This is a genomic window from Microbacterium sp. GW821-FHT01D02, from assembly GCF_059422585.1.
The window spans coordinates 185,981-203,005 of sequence record NZ_JBWKXB010000001.1; the positions used below are offsets into that span (position 1 = coordinate 185,981).

Here is a 17,025-nt window from a genome sequence, read left to right on the forward strand (position 1 = left end):
CCGATTGGAGCTCCCATGAACCGCGTCACCGTCGACGAGCTGCTCGCCGTCCGCACCCCCGAGCAACCGGCACTGTCACCGGACGGCGCCCGCATCGCCTTCGTGCTGCGGACGACGGATCGCGACGGCGACCGGGACACGCGCGCCCTGTGGCAGGTGCCGACCACCGGCGGCGACCCCGCCCCGCTCACGCACGCGACGGCCGACTCCACCCCGGCGTGGAGCCCCGACGGCACCCAGCTGGCGTTCCTGCGTGCGCAGGACGGCCCCGCGCAGATCTGGCTCCTCCCGGCGGCGGGCGGCGAGGCGCGCGGTCTCACGACCCTTCCGCTCGGCGCGGGCGCTCCGGCCTGGAGCCCCGACGGCGAGCGCATCGCCTTCACAGCCCCGGTCGACAGCGCGGCGCTTCCCGGCGAGAGCGCGGAGACCATCCTCGCCCGACGCTCGGCGCCGGCCAGCACCGACCGCCTGGGCTACAAGGCGGACGGCGCGGGCAACCTCGGAACGCTCGTGCAGCAGCTGCATGTGCTCGACGTCGCCTCCGGGAAGGTCACGGCGCTCACCCACGGGCGCTCCCACGCCTCCGACCCGTTCTGGTCGCCGGACGGCACACTCCTGGCCTATTCCACGAGCGTCGAGGACGACGCGGACCTGACCCTGCGGATCCCCGTGTTCGTGCGCTCCTCCACCGACCCGAACAGCGAGGCCGTGCGGGTGAGCGCCGCCGACGTGCAGGCGACGGCCGTGGGCTGGACGCCGGACGGCCGCCATGTCGTCGCAGCCGGGCGCCTCGACACGGAGATCGGCAACGCCGACATCCTGCTGTTCCCGGTCGACGGCGGCGAACCGCGCAGCATCACGGGGAGCCTCGACCGCAACGTCATGCCGGGCGGTCCCGGCTATCCCGGTGGCATGCCGCAGTTCACGGCCGGCGGGGACCTCGTGTTCTGCCTCCGCGACAACGGGTACACGCACGTGTACCGCGTGGCACAGGACGGCACGGGCGCCACGGCGCTCGTGGACGGCACCGCGAACGTGTCGGGGCTGTCGGTGACGGCCTCCTCCGCCGCCATCGTGCTCGCGACACCGGAGTCGTTCGGTGATGTCGCGTTCCTCGACCTCGCCGACGGCACGACACGGGTCCTCACCGACCACGGCACACCCGACCTCGACCTCGTCGTCGCCGAGGAGCGTCGCTTCACGATCTCGGACGGCACCGTCGTCACGGGATGGCTGCGCCGCGACCCGGCCGCCACGGGCCCGCTGCCCCTGCTGCTCGACATCCACGGCGGTCCGCACAACTCCTGGAACGGCGCCGCCGACCTCATTCACCCGTACCACCAGGTGCTCGCGCGCCGCGGCTGGGCGATCCTCACCCTGAACCCCCGGGGCAGCGACGGCTACGGCGACGCGTTCTTCTCCGCCGTGTCCGGCGGCTGGGGCGTCAACGACGCGAACGACTTCCTCGAGCCGCTCGATCAGCTCGTGGCCGAGGGCATCGCCGACCCGACGCGGCTGACCGTCACCGGCTACAGCTACGGCGGATTCATGACCTGCTTCCTCACCTCGCGCGACGACCGCTTCGCCGCGGCCGTGGGCGGAGGCGTGGTCACCGATCTCCTCTCGATGGGCGGTACCTCCGACTTCGGGCACTACCTCTCGGCGAAGGAGAACGGCGGACTTCCCTGGCGCGATGCGGAGCGCATCTCGGCGCAGTCGCCGTTCACCCGGGTCGACCGGGTCACCACCCCGACGCTGATCCTGCAGGGTGCGGCGGATGAGCGCTGCCCCGTCGGTCAGGCCGAGCAGTGGTTCACGGCGCTGCGCGAGCGCGACGTGCCCACGCGTCTGGTCCTGTATCCCGGTGGCTCGCACCTGTTCCTGCTCTCCGGCCCTCCGTCGCACCGCGCCGACTACTCGCAGCGCGTGATCGACTGGGTCGAGCAGTACGCCCCGCCGGCCGGGAAGCCGGTGCGCGCCCGCCTCGACGCGCGGCACTGGCAGCAGCGACTGAGCGCCCTGGCCGAGGCGCACAAGGTCCCGGGCGCGACCCTCGGCATCCTCCGCCTCGGCGAGGAACCGGTATATGCGCATCACGGCATACTCAACGTCCGCACGGGCATCGAGACCACCGACGACTCGGTGTTCCAGATCGGCTCGATGGGCAAGGTGTGGACGACGACCGCGATCATGCGCCTCGTCGATCAGGGTGTCCTCGACCTCGATGCCCCGGTCGTCTCATACGTGCCGGAGTTCTCGTCCTCCGACCCGGAGATCACCCGGACCGTGACGCTGCGTCACCTCCTGAATCACACCAGTGGGATCGACGGCGACGTCTTCACCGACACCGGCCGCGGCGACGAGACACTCGAGAAATACGTCGCGCTCCTGGACGGCGTCGCGCAGAACCACCCGCTCGGTGCGACGATGTCGTACTGCAACTCCGGATTCTCGCTGGCCGGGCGCGTGATCGAGAAGGTCACCGGAACGACCTGGGATCAGGCCATGCGCGACCTCGTGTTCACGCCCCTCGGACTCACTCACTCCTCGACCCTCCCGGAGGAGGCGATCATGTTCCGGGCGGCCAGCGGGCACACCGTGGTCGACGACGATGGTCCGCACCTCGCACCCGCCTGGATGCTCCCGCGATCGATGGGCCCGGCCGGACTCATCAACTCCACCGCCGCCGACGTGCTCGCCTTCGCCCGCATGCACCTGGCAGGCGGACTGGCCGCCGATGGGACGCGTGTGCTGTCCGAGGCCGCCGTGGCCCGGATGCAGGAGCGTGAGGTGGACATGCCCGACCCGTACACGCTCGGAGACGCGTGGGGCGTGGGCTGGATCCTGTTCGACTGGGACGGCCACCGCCTCATCGGGCACGACGGGAACACGATCGGGCAGGCGTCGTTCCTGCGCATCCTCCCCGAGGAGGGCCTCGCGGTGACGCTGCTGACCAACGGCGGCAACACCCACGATCTCTACGTCGAGCTGTTCGGGGAGATCTTCCGCGAGCTGGCGGCGCTGGAGCTGCCGGCCGGCCTCACTCCGCCCGAGGAGCCGTTCACCGATGACTTCTCCGAGTTCGAGGGCGTCTACGACCGCTCGGGCGTGCGCACCGAGATCTTCCGCGACGAGGACGGGCTGCGCATGCGCACGACCCTGAACGGACCGCTCGCCGCCATGCTCCCCGACCCGGTGCAGGAGCATCCGCTGGTGCCCGTGCGTCCCGGTGAGTTCGTGATGCGTCCGGAGGGCGAGCAGGCCTGGCACGCCGTGGTCTTCTACTCCCTGCCCGGCGGCGAGCGCTATCTGCACCACGGCGTCCGCGCGGCGCCGAAGGTGTCCTGATGACCGTGCAGGCGGACGTGGATCTCGATCTGATCCTCGCCGACATCGAGACCCTCGTCTCCTGCGAGTCGCCCTCCGACGACCTCGACGCCGTCGCCCGCAGCGCGGAGGTCGTCGCCGCCCTCGGTGAGCGCCTGCTGGGCGTCGCGCCGGAGCGCATCGTGATCGACGGCCGCACCCACCTGCGCTGGCGGTTCGGCGAGCCGACCGTGCTGCTGCTCGGTCACCACGACACGGTGTGGCCGCTCGGTTCGCTGCCGCGGCTCCCGTTCCGTATCGAGGACGGCGTGCTCCGCGGTCCCGGGTGCTTCGACATGAAGACCGGGGTGGTGATGGCCCTGCACGCCGTGGCGTCGCTGCCGGACCGCACGGGCGTCAGCATCCTGATCACCGGCGACGAGGAACTCGGCTCCCCCAGCTCTCGCGCGCTGATCGAGCGGGAGGCACACGGCTGCGCCGCCGTGTTCGTGCTGGAGGCCGCGGCCGAGGGCGGTGCCGTCAAGATCGCGCGCAAAGGCGTCTCGCTCTATCGTGTGCACGTCGTGGGGCTCGCCGCCCATGCGGGACTGGAGCCGGAGCGCGGTGTGAACGCCGCGGTGGAGGCCGCGCACCTGCTCCTGGCGGTCGCCGAACTCGGTGACGCGTCCGCGGGGACCAGCGTCACGCCGACGCTCGTGCGCGCCGGCAGCACCACGAACACCGTGCCCGCCGCCGCCGAGTTCGCGGTCGATGTGCGGGTGCGCACCGTCGCGGAGCAGGACCGGGTGGATGCCGCGCTGCGCGCACTCCCGGTGACGCTGCCCGGAGCAGACGTGCGCGTCGAGGGCGGCCCCAACCGCCGCCCGATGGAGCCCGAGTCGTCGGCGGGACTGTTCGCGCAGGCCGTCGCGATCGCGGAGAAGGCCGGTCTGACGCCGTTCGACGGTGTCGCGGTCGGCGGGGCGTCGGACGGCAACTTCACCGCGGGTCTCGGCGTGCCGACCCTCGACGGCCTGGGCGCCGTGGGGGGCGGGGCGCACGCCGACGACGAGCATGTGCTCGTCGCGATGATCCCGGAGCGCCTCCTGCTGCTGCAGGAACTAGTCGCCGGGGCACTGACCGGACACGGAACATCGGCCGGAGGAAGGGCATGAGCATGACGGATGCCACGGCGTACAGCGCCTCGCCGGAGGAGGCCGCCGACGCCGCGAGCGCCGCCGCCTGCCGAGCCGGGGTCGAGATCCGCCTGCTCGGCGACGTGGACGAGTTCACCCGCGTCGCCGACCTGTTCCAGAGCATCTGGACCAAGCAGGGCGAGGCCTCCCCCGTGAACGTCGAGACGCTGCGCGCCCTGTCGAAAGCCGGAAGCTACGTGGGCGGCGCGTTCGAGCACGACGAGCTGGTCGGGGCCTGCTTCGGATTCTTCGCGGCTCCGGATCAGCGCGCCCTGCACAGCCACATCGCCGGTGTCTCGGCGCGGATGCGCGGTCGCAGCGTCGGCTTCGCGCTCAAGGTGCACCAGCGTGCCTGGGCGCTGGAGGAGGGACTCGACGAGATCTCGTGGACGTTCGATCCGCTGATCAGCCGCAATGCCCATTTCAACCTCGTGAAGCTGGCCGCGACGCCGACGTCGTACCACCGCAACTTCTACGGGCACATGGCCGATGCGCTCAACGGCGCGGACGACACCGATCGGATGCTGGTGACCTGGTACGTGCGGGATCCGCGCGTCGTCGCCGCCTGCCACGGGGAACCGGTATCCGCGGGCGAACACGACGCCGCACCCCTGCTCAGCGTGGGCGAGGACCTCGGGCCGCTCCGGCACCGCACCGACGCCCGACTCGTGCGGGTGGCGCTGCCGCGGGACATCGAGTCCCTGCGCCTCGCCGAGCCCGCCCGGGCGACCGCGTGGCGCCTGGCGCTGCGGGAGACACTCGGATCCGCGCTGGAGGGCGGAGGGCGCGTGCTCTCCTTCGACCGCTCCGGCGCGTACACCATCGACAGAGGAGAACAGGGATGAAGCTCACCGGATTCGAACTGCGTGTGATCGAGATGCCGCTGGTGTCGCCGTTCCGCACGTCGTTCGGCGTGCAGACCGTGCGCGAGGCGCTGATCGTGCGCGCCGTCACCGACGAGGCCGAGGGCTGGGGCGAGGGCGTCGCGATGAACGACCCGCTGTACTCCTCCGAGTACGTCGAGGCGAGCGTGGACGTCATCACCCGGTTCCTGCTGCCCGCGCTCGCGCAGGGGAAGGATCTCGACGCCGCCGGTGTCGCTCCGGCCCTCGCGAAGTTCAAGGGGCATCGCATGTCGAAGGCCGCCGTCGAGCTGGCTGTGCTCGACGCCGAGCTGCGCGCCGCGGGGGTCCCGCTCTCGCGTGAGCTCGGCGCCGTGCGCGACCGCGTCGACTGCGGTGTCTCGGTCGGCATCATGGACTCGATCCCCGAGCTGCTGGACGCGGTCGGCGGCTACCTCGACGAGGGGTACGTGCGCATCAAGCTCAAGATCGAGCCGGGGTGGGACATCGACCCCGTGCGCGCCGTGCGCGAACGCTTCGGCGACGACGTGCTGCTGCAGGTCGACGCGAACACCGCGTACCATCGCGGCGACGCCCGACACCTCGCCAAGCTCGACCCGTTCGACCTGCTCCTGATCGAGCAGCCGCTCGACGAGGAGGACCTGCTCGGTCACGCGCAGCTGGCGAAGGCCATCACGACACCCGTGTGCCTGGATGAGTCGATCGTGTCGGCCCGGGCCGCCGCCGACGCCATCGCGCTGGGGGCGTGCTCGATCGTGAACATCAAGCCGGGACGCGTCGGCGGGTACCTCGAAGCCCGTCGCATCCACGACGTGTGCGTCGCCAACGACATCCCGGTCTGGTGCGGCGGGATGCTGGAGACCGGGATCGGACGCGCGGCGAACGTCGCCCTGGCCGCTCTCCCCGGCTTCACGCTCCCCGGCGACACCTCCGGCTCGGGGCGCTACTACGCCCGCGACATCACCGAACCGTTCGTGGTGGAGGACGGCACGCTCACGGTGCCGACGGGTCCGGGCATCGGCGTGACCCCGGATGCCGACGCGCTCGACGCCGTCACGGTGCGCACCGAGTGGATCACGTTCTGAGCGCGGACTGACGTCCCTCACGGGGGCACGATGATCCTGTCGAGATCGACCAAGAGTCGATACGATTTCGTCGTGCCCCACAGCTCCCCCACCGGCGGTCGCGCCCTAGCCTGGGCCCTGTGCTCATGTCCGTGACGACCAGGCCCCGCGCCAGCCTCGGCCGGGTCATCGAAGACCTCGGCAACACCCTGCTCGAGGTGGTGAGCGGTGCGGCCGACGACGACGCCGAGATCGAGACGGTCGTCATCCACGACGTGCTCGATGACGCGATGCCGATGCGCGGGGCACTCGTGCTCGGTGTCGGGCTGAGCGATCCCGACGAGATCGCCGAGCTCCTGCACACCCTCGCCGCCCAGCAGGCGACCGCCCTCGTGCTGCGCGCACCCGTGCGCACCGAGCAGCCGTTCCGTGACGCGGCCGAGGCCACCGGCATCCCGGTCCTCGCCCTGACCCGCGGCGCGTCCTGGGCGCAGCTGGCGGCGATGCTGCGGTCGCTCATCGCGGAGGGCGATGTCGGCGAGCAGGGGGCGACGACTCTCGGCGGCATGCCCTCGGGCGATCTGTTCGCCCTCGCCAATGCCATCGCGACCCTGCTGAACGCACCGGTGACGATCGAGGATCGCAACTCCCGCGTCGTCGCCTTCTCCGGGCGGCAGCACGAGGCCGATCCCGCGCGCATCGAGACCGTGCTCGGCCGACAGGTGCCCGAGCGCTTCGCCCGACAGCTGGAGGAGCGCGGGGTCTTCCAGGAGCTGTACCGCAGCGCGGATCCGATCGACGTCGGTCCGGTGCACAACACCGAGGGACTGCCCTCCTTCCCGCGCGTCGCCCTGGCTGTGCGCGCCGGCGACGAGATCCTCGGGTCGATCTGGGCCGCGGTCCAGGAGCCCCTCTCCCCCGACCGCGTGCGCGCGCTGAAGGACTCCGCCGGGCTGGTGGCCCTGCACATGCTGCGGCTGCGCGCCGGCGCCGACGTCGAGCGGCGCCTGCGGGCCGACCTGCTCGCGACGATCCTCGAGGGCGGGCCCGGGGCGGCGGACGCCACGGCCCGACTGCGCCTGAGCGACCACCGCTGCGTCGTGCTCGCCCTGTCCGCCGCGGACGACAGCGACGACGAGCCCTCCGCCGGTGCTCGCGGCATCGCCGAGCGGCAGCGCATCGCCGACGCCTTCGCCGTGCACCTCGGCGCCGTCTACCTGCGCTCCGCGGTCGCCGTGATCGGCAACGTCGTGTACGCCGTCGTCGGCATCCGTCCGGAGCAGGGCGAGGCCGAGTCCGGAGCGGGGCACAGCGACGCCGACAGCCGTGCCGCGCGTGTCGCGACCGACTTCCTCGGCCGCCTCGGGGCGACCAGCGAGATCCGCATCGGCGTCGGCACCGTGGCGGACGACGCGGCCGGCATCCCCTCGTCCCGGGCGAACGCCGACCGTGCGCTCCGTGTGGTCCGCCAGGCGCCGGGGCGGGAGCCCGTCGCCCGGTTCACGGCGGTGCAGATGGAGGCGCTGCTGGTCGAGCTCGGCGACCTCGTCCGGGCGCGGGGCGACCAGCCGACCGGTCCCGTCGCGCAGCTGCTGGCACAGGACCGGGAGCGGGGCACGCACCTGGTCGAGACGCTGCGGGCCTGGCTCGACGCGTTCGGGGACGTGGCGGTGGCGGCGGGACGCGTGTACACCCACCCCAACACGTTCCGATACCGCCTGCGCCGGCTGTCGGAGATCAGCGGACTCGACCTCACCGATCCGGAGGCGCGGTTCTCGGCCATGGTGCAGCTGCGCCTGCTCGTCCCCGGCGACTGACGCCCACGACGGACAGCGCCCGCCCCGCCCCTCGGCGACGAGGCAGCTGAGGAGACGGGGCCGGCTGAGGCTCGTGGCCCGTCGCCGTCGGCACCCGGCGCGTGCGGCTCGTGGCCTCTCCGTCGAGTGCGCGTGATGCCCGCTCGTGGCCGACATCCTGCGTATCTGATACTCATTGCATCATGCACAGGTCATTCAGACCATAGAGTGAGTTTCGATTGATCGATCCGATCAATCTGAGTGAGACGAAGAAGGCGATGGTGATCGAAATGGCCAACCTCGACGAGACCGACCGGAGGATCCTCACGGTCCTCGACGGCGACCCCCGCCGACCCGTCGCGCTGATCGCCCAGGATCTGGGCCTCGCCCGCGGTACCGTGCACGCGCGCCTCGACCGCCTCGAGTCCGGCGGATACCTGCGCGCGCACAGCTCGCGCATCCTCCCGCAGGCACTGGGCCGGGGCGTCGCGGCCTCGATCCTCGTCGAGCTCGATCAGCACAAGATCACCGCCGCGATCGATGCGCTCAGCCGTGTTCCCGAGGTGCTGGAGTGCTTCGCGCCGGCCGGCGACACCGACCTGCTGCTGCGCGTCGTCGCGAAGGACCCCGACGACCTCTACCGCGTCGCCGAGGTGGTGCGCCTGTGCCCCGGCATCCTGCGCACCTCGACGAGCCTGTTCCTGCGCGAGGTGATCCCCTACCGCGTGAGCGCACTCCTGAACGCGGAGTGAGGCCGGATCCCGTCGAAACGGCAGGGGCGTCATCACGGACGGCCGTGGTGGACATATCCCCTGTGACGGCCCTTCACGACAGGAGCGAGACATGGACACCCCCGACCGACTGGATCTTCTTCTCGAGCGCACCGCACCCGATGCGGTGCACATCGACGATGCCCTCACCCGCGACATGGACGCCGTCGCGGCGCTGGCACGCGCACAGGTCGCCGCCGAGCGTCGGCCCGTGCGGCGCATCCCCCGGGTGACCGCGGGCCTGGGACTCGCCGTGCTGCTCTGCGGCGGGGCCGGAGCCGCCGTCGCCGCCGGCGGATTCGACTGGCTCCCGTGGGCGCAGGATCCCGATGTCGCCTATGCCTTCACGCTGCCCAGCGGCCGCGAGTGCGAGGCGCGCATCGTCCTGGAGCAGACGGAGCCGGAGGGCGACTGGGACGCGTTCGTCGCCGACGTCGGTGCCCTCACGATCGACCCGGCGGTCGTCGACCGACGTGCGGACGAGATCCGTTCCGACCCGCATGCCATCATCCAGGTGCTCGGCGCGGACGGCTCGTGGCAGGATCCGCAGCCGGGCGTCGAGCCGACCGAGGACGACTGGTCCGCGACCGCGCACTACGTCGTGCTGGGGGAGGCGGCGAACCGGCTCTCGGCGGCGGCCGGGATCGACGGCTGGTGGACCTCGGATGCTCAGCTGCTGTGCGAGGCCGTGACCCCGTGAACGCCTCCATCCGCACACAGAAGCTCCTGACCGCGGCGCTGCGGGAGTCCAACGGCGACATCCTTCGCTATCTGCAGCGCCGCGTCGGACCCGTCGACGCTCCCGACCTGTTCGGCGAGACGCTCCTGATCGCGTGGCGCCGCGTCGACGACCTGCCCGAGAATCCGCTCGAGACGCGGATGTGGCTGTTCGGGCTCGCCCGAGGCACGCTGCAGAACCACGCGCGGGGCGAGCGTCGGCGCGCGGCCCTGGCCGACCGGATCCGTGCCCACATGCCGCGGGTGTCGGACACCCCCGCGGCCGACGAGGGCGACGAGGTGCGCGACGCGCTCAGCCGCCTCCGCCCGGAGCTCGCGGAGATCGTCCAGCTCGTGCATTGGGACGGGTTCCGGATCGGGGAGGCCGCCGAGATCGTCGGCGTCCCCGCGGCGACGGCCCGCTCGCGCTACGCCCGCGCCAAGCAGGAGTTGCGGGCGGCACTCGGCGCGCTCGCCTGAGCGCGCCGACGGCCGGATCCCGCCGAAACGGCGTCCGCGTCAGCCGATGATGCGGGCGCCGGGGACGGGACCGTGCACGTGCAGCGGGTCGAGTCCGATCTCCCGCAGCGAGGACTGCACGTCCTGCGCCGTCTCGGGGTCGGGACACAGCAGCGCCACCGTGGGGCCGGAACCGGAGACGATGCCCTGGAGCGCGCCGGCAGCGACGCCCTGGGCGATCGTCTGGGCGAGGTCGGGCCGCTCGTAGAGGGCCGCGGCCTGCAGGTCGTTGAACAGCGTCTCCGCGAGCTGCACCGGGTCGCCCGACCGGAGCGCCTGCAGCACCGGGATCGGCACGTCGAGCGACAGGGGCGGGTCGTCGGCGAGGGCGCCCTCCTCCTCACGCAGCAGGTCGAGGCGCTCGTAGACCACGGGCGTCGACAGGCCCCGATCGCTGGGCACGAGGATCCAGTCGAAGCGCCCCCGCGCGAGCGCCGGGTTGAGCTGATCCCCGCGGCCGGTGCCGACCGCCGTACCGCCGTGCAGCGCGAACGGCACATCGGCGCCGAGACGCGCGGCGAGGTCGTGCAGGCGCGCCGGCGAGAGGCCCGTCCCCCACAGCGCGTCGCAGGCGACCAGGGCGGCCGCGGCATCCGCCGACCCTCCGCCCATGCCGCCCGCCACAGGGACGCTCTTGCGGATCTCGAGCGCGACGCCGCCCCGGTGGTCGGCGGCCACCGCGAGCAGCTTGGCCGCGCGCATCGCGAGGTTGCGATCATCGAGCGGGACCGAGCCGATGTCCTCCACCCCGGAGACGGTCAGGGAGAAGTCGTCGGCCGGGCGCGCGATCACGTCCTCGTAGAGGGACACCGCCTGGAAGACCGTGGCCAGCGCGTGATAGCCGTCGTCGTGCCGCCCGCCGACCCCGAGGAAGACGTTGATCTTCCCCGGAGCGCGCACGTGCACGGAGTCGGTGAACGCGGCATGGCTCATGATCGGGTCACAGCTCCGACGACTTCGCCCACAGGTTCACGTCGATGGCACCCGCGAGCTCGTCGATGCGGGCGAGCTCCTCGGAGGTGAAGGCGGGACCGTTCACGGCGGCGATGTTCTCGTCCAGCTGCTCCGGGCGCGAGGCCCCGATCAGCGCGGATGCGACCACGGGGTTGCGCAGCGTCCACTGCAGGGCCAGCTGCGCCAGCGACTGACCGCGGCCCTGCGCGACCTCGTTCAGCGAACGCAGGGTCTGCACGGCCTCATCCGTGAGGCGGCCGTCCGGCAGCGAGCCGCGCTTCTGCGCGCGCTCGGCCGTGCCGTCGCCGAGGTACTTGTCGGTCAGCAGGCCCTGTGCCAGCGGGGTGAAGGCGATCGCGCCCAGGCCGGACTGCTCGAGGGTGTCGGTCAGGCCGTCCTCGACCCAGCGGTTCAGGATCGAGTAGGCCGGCTGGTGGATGACGAGCGGCGTGCCGAGATCCTTCGCGACGGCCACGGCCTCCGCGGTGCGCTCGGCGCTGTAGGAGGAGATGCCGACGTAGAGGGCCTTGCCCTGACGCACGAGCGTGTCCAGCGCGCCGACCGTCTCGGCGATCGGGGTGACCGGGTCGACCCGGTGCGAGTAGAAGATGTCGACGTAGTCGAGGCCCATCCGGGTCAGCGACTGCTCGGCGCTCGCGAGGATGTACTTGCGGCTCGCGAAGTCGCCGTAGGGGCCGGGCCACATGTCCCAGCCGGCCTTCGACGAGATGATCAGCTCGTCGCGGTACGGACGGAGGTCCTCGGCGAAGATGCGCCCGAAGTTCTTCTCGGCCGAGCCGTAGGGCGGGCCGTAGTTGTTCGCCAGGTCGAAGTGGGTGATGCCGCGGTCGAACGCGTGGCGCAGCAGTGCGCGCTGGTTGTCGAGCGGGATGTTGTCGCCGAAGTTCCACCAGAGCCCGAGCGAGATCGGGGGCAGGTAGAGGCCGGACGTGCCGACCTGGCGGTAGGCGAACTGCTGATAGCGGCTCTCGTCCGCCGCATACGGACGGTGCAGCTCGGGGACATCGGGGCGGAAGCGGGGGGACTCGGTCACGGTGCCAGGTTACTGGGTGGGAGCGACGTCGTCGGTGAGTGCGGCGGCTGCGGCCACGGCCGCGTGCTGGGCGATGCGCTGGTAGTCATCGACCGTGAGGTCCTCACCCCGGGCGGTCGGGGCGACGCCGGCGGCGATCAGCACCGCGGAGGCCGCGGCGGAGCTGCCGAAGATGCCGGACAGCGCCTGACGGAGCATCTTGCGGCGCTGGTTGAAGGCCGCGTCGACGATCTGGAAGGTGCGACGCCGCTCCTCCTCCGTGCCGCGCTCCCCCTCGGAGCGGTCGAAGCCGACGAGCAGGCTGTCGACGTTCGGGACCGGCCAGAACACCTGGCGGGACACGGTGCCGGAGAGCTTCCACTCCCCGTACCAGGCGGCCTTGACGCTGGGCGAGCCGTAGATCTTCGAGCCGGGCTTCGCGGCCAGCCGCTCGGCGACCTCGGCCTGGACCATCACGACGCCGCGCTGCAGGTACGCGAAGCTCTCCAGGAAGTGCAGCAGCACCGGCACCGAGACGTTGTAGGGCAGGTTCGCCACCAGCACGGTGGGCTCACCCGGGAGCTCGGTGATGCGCAGCGCATCCGCGTCGACGACCGTGAGCCGGTCGGCCTCGACGCCGTGCTCCGCGGCGGTCTGCGCCAGGCGGGCGGCGAGTCGGTGATCGATCTCGACGGCGGTGACGGACGCCCCGGTCTCGAGGATCGCGAGGGTCAGGGAACCGAGCCCGGGACCGACCTCGACCACACGCTCGCTCGGCTGCACGCGGGCGGCCTGCACGATCTTGCGGACGGTGTTCGCGTCCGTGACGAAGTTCTGGCCGAGCTTCTTCGTGGGGGTGACGTCGAGCTCGGCGGCGAGGCGGCGGATCTCGGTGGCGCCGAGCAGGGTGACGGTCATCCCCCCATTCTCCCCCACTCCTCCGATGTCCCCCGCCGTCAGTATTCTTCTCTGGTGCCCTCCCTCGGTGAACTCGTCGCGCCCCGCCGTCTGGGCCGTGACTTCCGCTGGCTGCTCGCGTCGTCGTGGACGAGCAACGTGGGTGACGGCGTCGCACTCGCGGCCGCTCCCCTGCTGATCGCCTCGATGACCTCGTCGCCGATCCTGGTGGCCGCCGGCGCGATCCTGCAGTTCCTCCCCTGGCTGCTCTTCGGACTGCATGCGGGCGCGATCGCCGATCGGTTCGACCGTCGGAGACTCGTCATGTTCGCGAACGCGGCGCGGGCCGTCGTCCTCACCGCGCTCTGCGTGTTCCTCGTGACCGGCGTCGCCAACATCTGGATCGTGCTCGCGGTCGCCTTCCTCTACGGCACGGCGGAGGTGTTCGTCGACACGGCGGGCAGCACGCTGCTGCCGATGCTCGTGAAGCCGGCCGACCTCGGCCTCGGCAACGCCCGCCTGCAGGCCGGCTACCTGGTGGCGAACCAGTTCGCCGGTCCGCCCCTGGGCGCGTTCCTGTTCGCGGCCGGCACCGCCTGGCCGTTCCTGCTCGAGGTCGTGTGCGTGAGCTTCGCCGTGGTGCTGATCTCGCGCATGGCGAAGACGCCCGTCCCGCCTCGGGAGACCGATGCGCACGCGCCCGTGCACACCGACATCGCCGAGGGCCTCCGCTGGCTGTGGCGCAACCCGCCGGTGCGGATGCTCGTGCTCATCATCCTGGTGTTCAACGTGACCTGGGCGGCGCCGTGGGGTGTGCTCGTCCTGTATGCGACCGAGCACCTGCACATGGGCGCCGTCGGGTACGGGGCTCTCACCACGGCGTCGGCGGCGGGCGGCATCCTCGCCACGTTCAGCTTCGGCTGGCTGGAGCGGCACGTGTCGTTCGCGACGCTGATGCGCATCGTCCTGTCGCTCGAAGTGCTCATGCACCTGTCGTTCGCGCTCACCACCACGGGCTGGGTCGCCCTGGTCATCATGTTCTTCTTCGGCGCCTACGCGTTCGTGTGGGGCACGATCTCCACGACCGTGCGGCAGCGACTCGTCCCCGCCGAGCTGCAGGGGCGCGTCGCGTCCGTGAACATGGTCGGGGTCTTCGGCGGCATGGTGATCGGGCAGGCGCTCGGCGGCGTGATCGCCCAGGTGTGGGGGCTCACCGCGCCGTGGTGGTTCGCCTTCGTGGGCGCGGCGCTCACCCTGCTGCTGGTGTGGAAGCCGATCTCGCAGATCGTGTCGGCGAAGCCGGTCGCCGAGACCGGGCCGGAAGACGTGCAACCCGAGAGTCAGGCGTCGAACGAACCGTAGACCCGCAGGGTGTTCTCGGCCAGCTGCGCGCACAGCTCGCCGACGTCGATGCCGAGCTCGGCCGCCATGAAGCGCACCGTGATGGGCACGAGATAGGGCGCGTTCGGGCGCCCGCGCAGTGGCACCGGGGTGAGGAACGGCGCATCCGTCTCGACGAGGAGGCGATCGAGCGGGGTGACCTTGAGCGCATCGCGCAGGTTCTGGGCGTTCTTGAACGTGACGTTCCCGGCGAAGGACAGATGGTAGCCGGCATCGGCGCAGATGCGGGCCATCGCGTCGTCGCCCGAGAAGCAGTGGAACACCGTGCGCTCCGGGGCGCCGACGCGGGTCAGCGTCTCCAGCACCGCGTCGTGCGCGTCACGGTCGTGGATCTGCATCGCGATGCCGTGCTTCTTGGCGAGCGCGATGTGCGCCTCGAACGACGCGAACTGCGGACCCCGCCGGTCGGGCTCGGTGCGGAAGAAGTCGAGCCCGGTCTCGCCGATCGCCCGGGTGCGCGGATGCGCGGCGAGCTCGTCGATCACCGCGAGAGCCTCGTCCAGCCGGCCCTCCTCCGCGTACGTCGGGGCGTCGTTCGGGTGGATGGCGACGGCGGCCAGCACGCGAGGATCGGATGCCGCGGCCTCGACCGCCCACCGCGACGACTCGATGTCGCCCGAGGCCTGGACGACGCCGGCGATGCCGACGGCCTCGGCCCGGTCGAGCTGCTCGGTCAGCGACAGCGGGTCATCGCCGTCGACGATCTCCAGGTGCGCGTGGTTGTCGTACACGGGAACGGCGAGCGGTTCGGGGGCGGGTGGATACTTCAGATCCTTGCGTCCGTCGCCCGAACGCTCACGCACGTAGGTCTCGGCCACGTTTCGTCTCCTCGCTTCGCTCGTCGCTCAACGACCGGTGAGCTGTGTCCGTCCCGGTCGTTGAGCGAGCGAAGCGAGACGAAACGCCGTGTCAGGCCGTGGACTCCACCCGCGGGAACAGCGGCGCGAGGCCGTTGACGCTGGTGCCGGGGCGCAGCACGCCCCAGGCGCCGGCCTCGCGGATCGGCTGGTCCTGCAGACGGCCCAGCGTCTCCGCGGCGCCGAGAGCGATCCAGAGCTTCTCCGTCGACTGCGGCATCACGGGCGAGAGCAGCACCGCGAGGGCGCGCAGGCCCTCGGCGCAGGTGTACAGCACGGTGCCGAGGCGCGCGCGCTGGTCCTCGTCTCCGCCGTTCGCCTGCTTGGCCAGTGCCCACGGCTCGTTCGCGGTGATGTAGCCGTTGAGCGCGTCGACGATGGTCCAGATCGACGAGATCGCCTCGTCGATGCGGAACTGCGCGACGGCGGCATCCGCGTTCGCCGCGGCATCCGCCACGATCTTCTGGATCGCGAGGTCCTTCTCGGTGTACTCGGCCGCGGGCGGCACGATGCCCTCGAAGTACTTCTCGATCATCGCCGTGGTGCGCGAGGCGAGGTTGCCGAAGCCGTTCGCGAGCTCGGCCTGGTAGCGGGCCGAGAGGTCTTCCCACGAGAACGAGCCGTCCTGCCCGAACGCGATCGCGGAGAGGAAGTAGAAGCGGTACGCGTCGGAGCCGAAGACGTCGGTGATCTCGGTCGGCGCGATGCCGGTGAGCTTCGACTTCGACATCTTCTCACCGCCGACCAGCAGCCAGCCGTGCGCGAAGACGCCCTTGGGCACGTCGAGACCGGCCGCCATCAGCAGCGCAGGCCAGATCACGGCGTGGAAGCGCAGGATGTCCTTGCCGACCACGTGGTAGGCGGGCCAGCGGCGCGCGAACGTCTCCTCGTCGGAGCCGTAGCCGACGGCGGTGGCGTAGTTCAGCAGGGCGTCGACCCACACGTAGATGACGTGCGACTCGTCCCACGGCAGCGGGATGCCCCAGTCGAAGGTCGAGCGCGAGATCGACAGGTCCTTGAGGCCCTGGCTCACGAACGACACCACCTCGTTGCGCGCCGAGTCGGGGCGCACGAAGTCGGGCTCGGTCTTGTAGAGCTCGAGCAGGCGCTCCTGGAACTCGCTGAGCTTGAAGAAGTAGTTCTTCTCCTGCAGCAGCTCCAGCGGCTTCGAGTGGATCGCGCAGACCTTCAGCCCCTCGAAGGGACCGGTGCCGTCGACGATCTCCGACTCGGGCTTGAACTCCTCACAGCCCACGCAGTAGAGCGCCTCGTACTCGCCCGCGTAGATGTAGCCGCGGTCGTACAGGCGCTGGAAGAACGTCTGCACGTTCGTCTCGTGGCGCTCCTGCGTGGTGCGGATGAAGTCGTCGTTGGCGACGTCGAGCGTCGTCAGCAGCGGGAACCAGCTCTCGCTGACGAGCTTGTCGACCCACTCCTGCGGCGTGACGTTGTTGGCCGCAGCGGCGCGCAGCATCTTCTGGCCGTGCTCGTCGGTGCCGGTGAGCATCCAGGTGTCATCCCCCGCCTGGCGGTGCCACCGTGCGAGCGTGTCGACGGCCACCGTCGTGTACCCGTGACCGATGTGAGGCACGTCGGACGGGTAGTAGATGGGCGTGGTGATGTAGAAGGATTCGCCTGCGGGCATGGAGCAA

Annotated in this window: 14 protein-coding genes; 9 read left to right on the forward strand and 5 right to left on the reverse strand. The window is 71.3% G+C overall.

Annotated features, from left to right (window positions below; translation table 11 throughout):
- The first annotated feature begins 15 nt into the window (after positions 1–15).
- The 8 genes from AC07VM_RS00910 to AC07VM_RS00945 all read left to right on the forward strand — a co-directional run bounded on the left by AC07VM_RS00910 (position 16) and on the right by AC07VM_RS00945 (position 10,192).
- On the forward strand, positions 16–3,348 hold the full coding sequence (locus tag AC07VM_RS00910) for a serine hydrolase (protein ID WP_494909618.1): 3,333 nt from the start codon (positions 16–18) through the stop codon (positions 3,346–3,348).
- Positions 3,348–4,481 carry a M20 family metallopeptidase gene (locus AC07VM_RS00915; protein ID WP_494909619.1) on the forward strand — a complete coding sequence of 378 codons (1,134 nt, stop codon included), beginning with the start codon at positions 3,348–3,350 and terminating at the stop codon, positions 4,479–4,481. Before AC07VM_RS00910 ends, AC07VM_RS00915 begins: the two co-directional genes overlap by 1 nt.
- Positions 4,478–5,347, forward strand: coding sequence for a GNAT family N-acetyltransferase (locus AC07VM_RS00920; protein ID WP_494909620.1), 870 nt, complete (start codon positions 4,478–4,480; stop codon positions 5,345–5,347). Before AC07VM_RS00915 ends, AC07VM_RS00920 begins: the two co-directional genes overlap by 4 nt.
- Positions 5,344–6,450: an o-succinylbenzoate synthase gene (gene menC / locus AC07VM_RS00925; protein WP_267415335.1), complete on the forward strand. Its 1,107-nt coding sequence runs from the start codon at positions 5,344–5,346 to the stop codon at positions 6,448–6,450. The genes AC07VM_RS00920 and menC overlap by 4 nt, the downstream gene beginning before the upstream one ends.
- A gap of 125 nt (positions 6,451–6,575) precedes the next feature.
- A complete protein-coding gene (locus tag AC07VM_RS00930; protein ID WP_494910738.1) occupies positions 6,576–8,246 on the forward strand; it encodes a helix-turn-helix domain-containing protein in 1,671 nt (556 codons plus the stop codon).
- Between the two features lie 269 nt (positions 8,247–8,515).
- Positions 8,516–8,977 carry an Lrp/AsnC family transcriptional regulator gene (locus tag AC07VM_RS00935; RefSeq protein ID WP_416383346.1) on the forward strand — a complete coding sequence of 154 codons (462 nt, stop codon included), beginning with the start codon at positions 8,516–8,518 and terminating at the stop codon, positions 8,975–8,977.
- A 91-nt stretch (positions 8,978–9,068) separates the two neighbouring features.
- A complete protein-coding gene (locus tag AC07VM_RS00940) occupies positions 9,069–9,695 on the forward strand; it encodes a hypothetical protein (RefSeq protein WP_494909621.1) in 627 nt (208 codons plus the stop codon).
- A complete protein-coding gene (locus AC07VM_RS00945; RefSeq protein ID WP_267415339.1) occupies positions 9,692–10,192 on the forward strand; it encodes an RNA polymerase sigma factor in 501 nt (166 codons plus the stop codon). Before AC07VM_RS00940 ends, AC07VM_RS00945 begins: the two co-directional genes overlap by 4 nt.
- A gap of 39 nt (positions 10,193–10,231) precedes the next feature.
- Here the strand turns inward: AC07VM_RS00945 and AC07VM_RS00950 are convergent, their stop codons facing one another.
- Genes AC07VM_RS00950 through rsmA form a run of 3 tightly spaced genes read right to left on the reverse strand, consistent with a single transcriptional unit; the run spans position 10,232 to position 13,136 of the window.
- Positions 10,232–11,164, reverse strand: a complete 933-nt coding sequence (locus tag AC07VM_RS00950; RefSeq protein ID WP_494909622.1) for a 4-(cytidine 5'-diphospho)-2-C-methyl-D-erythritol kinase — start codon at positions 11,162–11,164, stop codon at positions 10,232–10,234.
- 7 nt (positions 11,165–11,171) lie between these two features.
- On the reverse strand, positions 11,172–12,239 hold the full coding sequence (gene mgrA / locus AC07VM_RS00955) for an L-glyceraldehyde 3-phosphate reductase (protein ID WP_494909623.1): 1,068 nt from the start codon (positions 12,237–12,239) through the stop codon (positions 11,172–11,174).
- A 9-nt stretch (positions 12,240–12,248) separates the two neighbouring features.
- Positions 12,249–13,136, reverse strand: a complete 888-nt coding sequence (gene rsmA / locus AC07VM_RS00960; protein WP_494909624.1) for a 16S rRNA (adenine(1518)-N(6)/adenine(1519)-N(6))-dimethyltransferase RsmA — start codon at positions 13,134–13,136, stop codon at positions 12,249–12,251.
- Positions 13,137–13,190: 54 nt separating this feature from the next.
- Here rsmA and AC07VM_RS00965 point away from each other — a divergent pair, with 54 nt between their 5' ends.
- Positions 13,191–14,477 (forward strand): MFS transporter, encoded by a 1,287-nt coding sequence (locus AC07VM_RS00965; protein ID WP_494909625.1) that lies wholly within the window; start codon positions 13,191–13,193, stop codon positions 14,475–14,477.
- Here AC07VM_RS00965 and AC07VM_RS00970 read toward each other — a convergent pair.
- Both AC07VM_RS00970 and metG read right to left on the reverse strand, forming a co-directional pair.
- Complete coding sequence (locus tag AC07VM_RS00970; protein ID WP_494909626.1) at positions 14,456–15,334, reverse strand: TatD family hydrolase; 879 nt, start codon at positions 15,332–15,334, stop codon at positions 14,456–14,458. The two genes, AC07VM_RS00965 and AC07VM_RS00970, sit on opposite strands and share 22 nt — an antisense overlap.
- A 91-nt stretch (positions 15,335–15,425) precedes the next feature.
- Complete coding sequence (metG, locus tag AC07VM_RS00975) at positions 15,426–17,018, reverse strand: methionine--tRNA ligase (RefSeq protein WP_494909627.1); 1,593 nt, start codon at positions 17,016–17,018, stop codon at positions 15,426–15,428.
- Between the last annotated feature and the right edge of the window lie 7 nt (positions 17,019–17,025).

Excerpts from the sequence above, each read along its gene's own strand:
- AC07VM_RS00935 (WP_416383346.1), top strand. The coding sequence starts at position 8,516 with ATGGCCAACCTCGACGAGACCGACCGGAGGATCCTCACGGTCCTCGAC.
- AC07VM_RS00930 (WP_494910738.1), top strand. The coding sequence starts at position 6,576 with ATGTCCGTGACGACCAGGCCCCGCGCCAGCCTCGGCCGGGTCATCGAA.
- metG (WP_494909627.1), bottom strand. The coding sequence starts at position 17,018 with ATGCCCGCAGGCGAATCCTTCTACATCACCACGCCCATCTACTACCCG.
- AC07VM_RS00950 (WP_494909622.1), bottom strand. The coding sequence starts at position 11,164 with ATGAGCCATGCCGCGTTCACCGACTCCGTGCACGTGCGCGCTCCGGGG.
- AC07VM_RS00940 (WP_494909621.1), top strand. The coding sequence starts at position 9,069 with ATGGACACCCCCGACCGACTGGATCTTCTTCTCGAGCGCACCGCACCC.
- AC07VM_RS00910 (WP_494909618.1), top strand. The coding sequence starts at position 16 with ATGAACCGCGTCACCGTCGACGAGCTGCTCGCCGTCCGCACCCCCGAG.
- AC07VM_RS00920 (WP_494909620.1), top strand. The coding sequence starts at position 4,478 with ATGAGCATGACGGATGCCACGGCGTACAGCGCCTCGCCGGAGGAGGCC.
- menC (WP_267415335.1), top strand. The coding sequence starts at position 5,344 with ATGAAGCTCACCGGATTCGAACTGCGTGTGATCGAGATGCCGCTGGTG.
- AC07VM_RS00915 (WP_494909619.1), top strand. The coding sequence starts at position 3,348 with ATGACCGTGCAGGCGGACGTGGATCTCGATCTGATCCTCGCCGACATC.
- rsmA (WP_494909624.1), bottom strand. The coding sequence starts at position 13,136 with ATGACCGTCACCCTGCTCGGCGCCACCGAGATCCGCCGCCTCGCCGCC.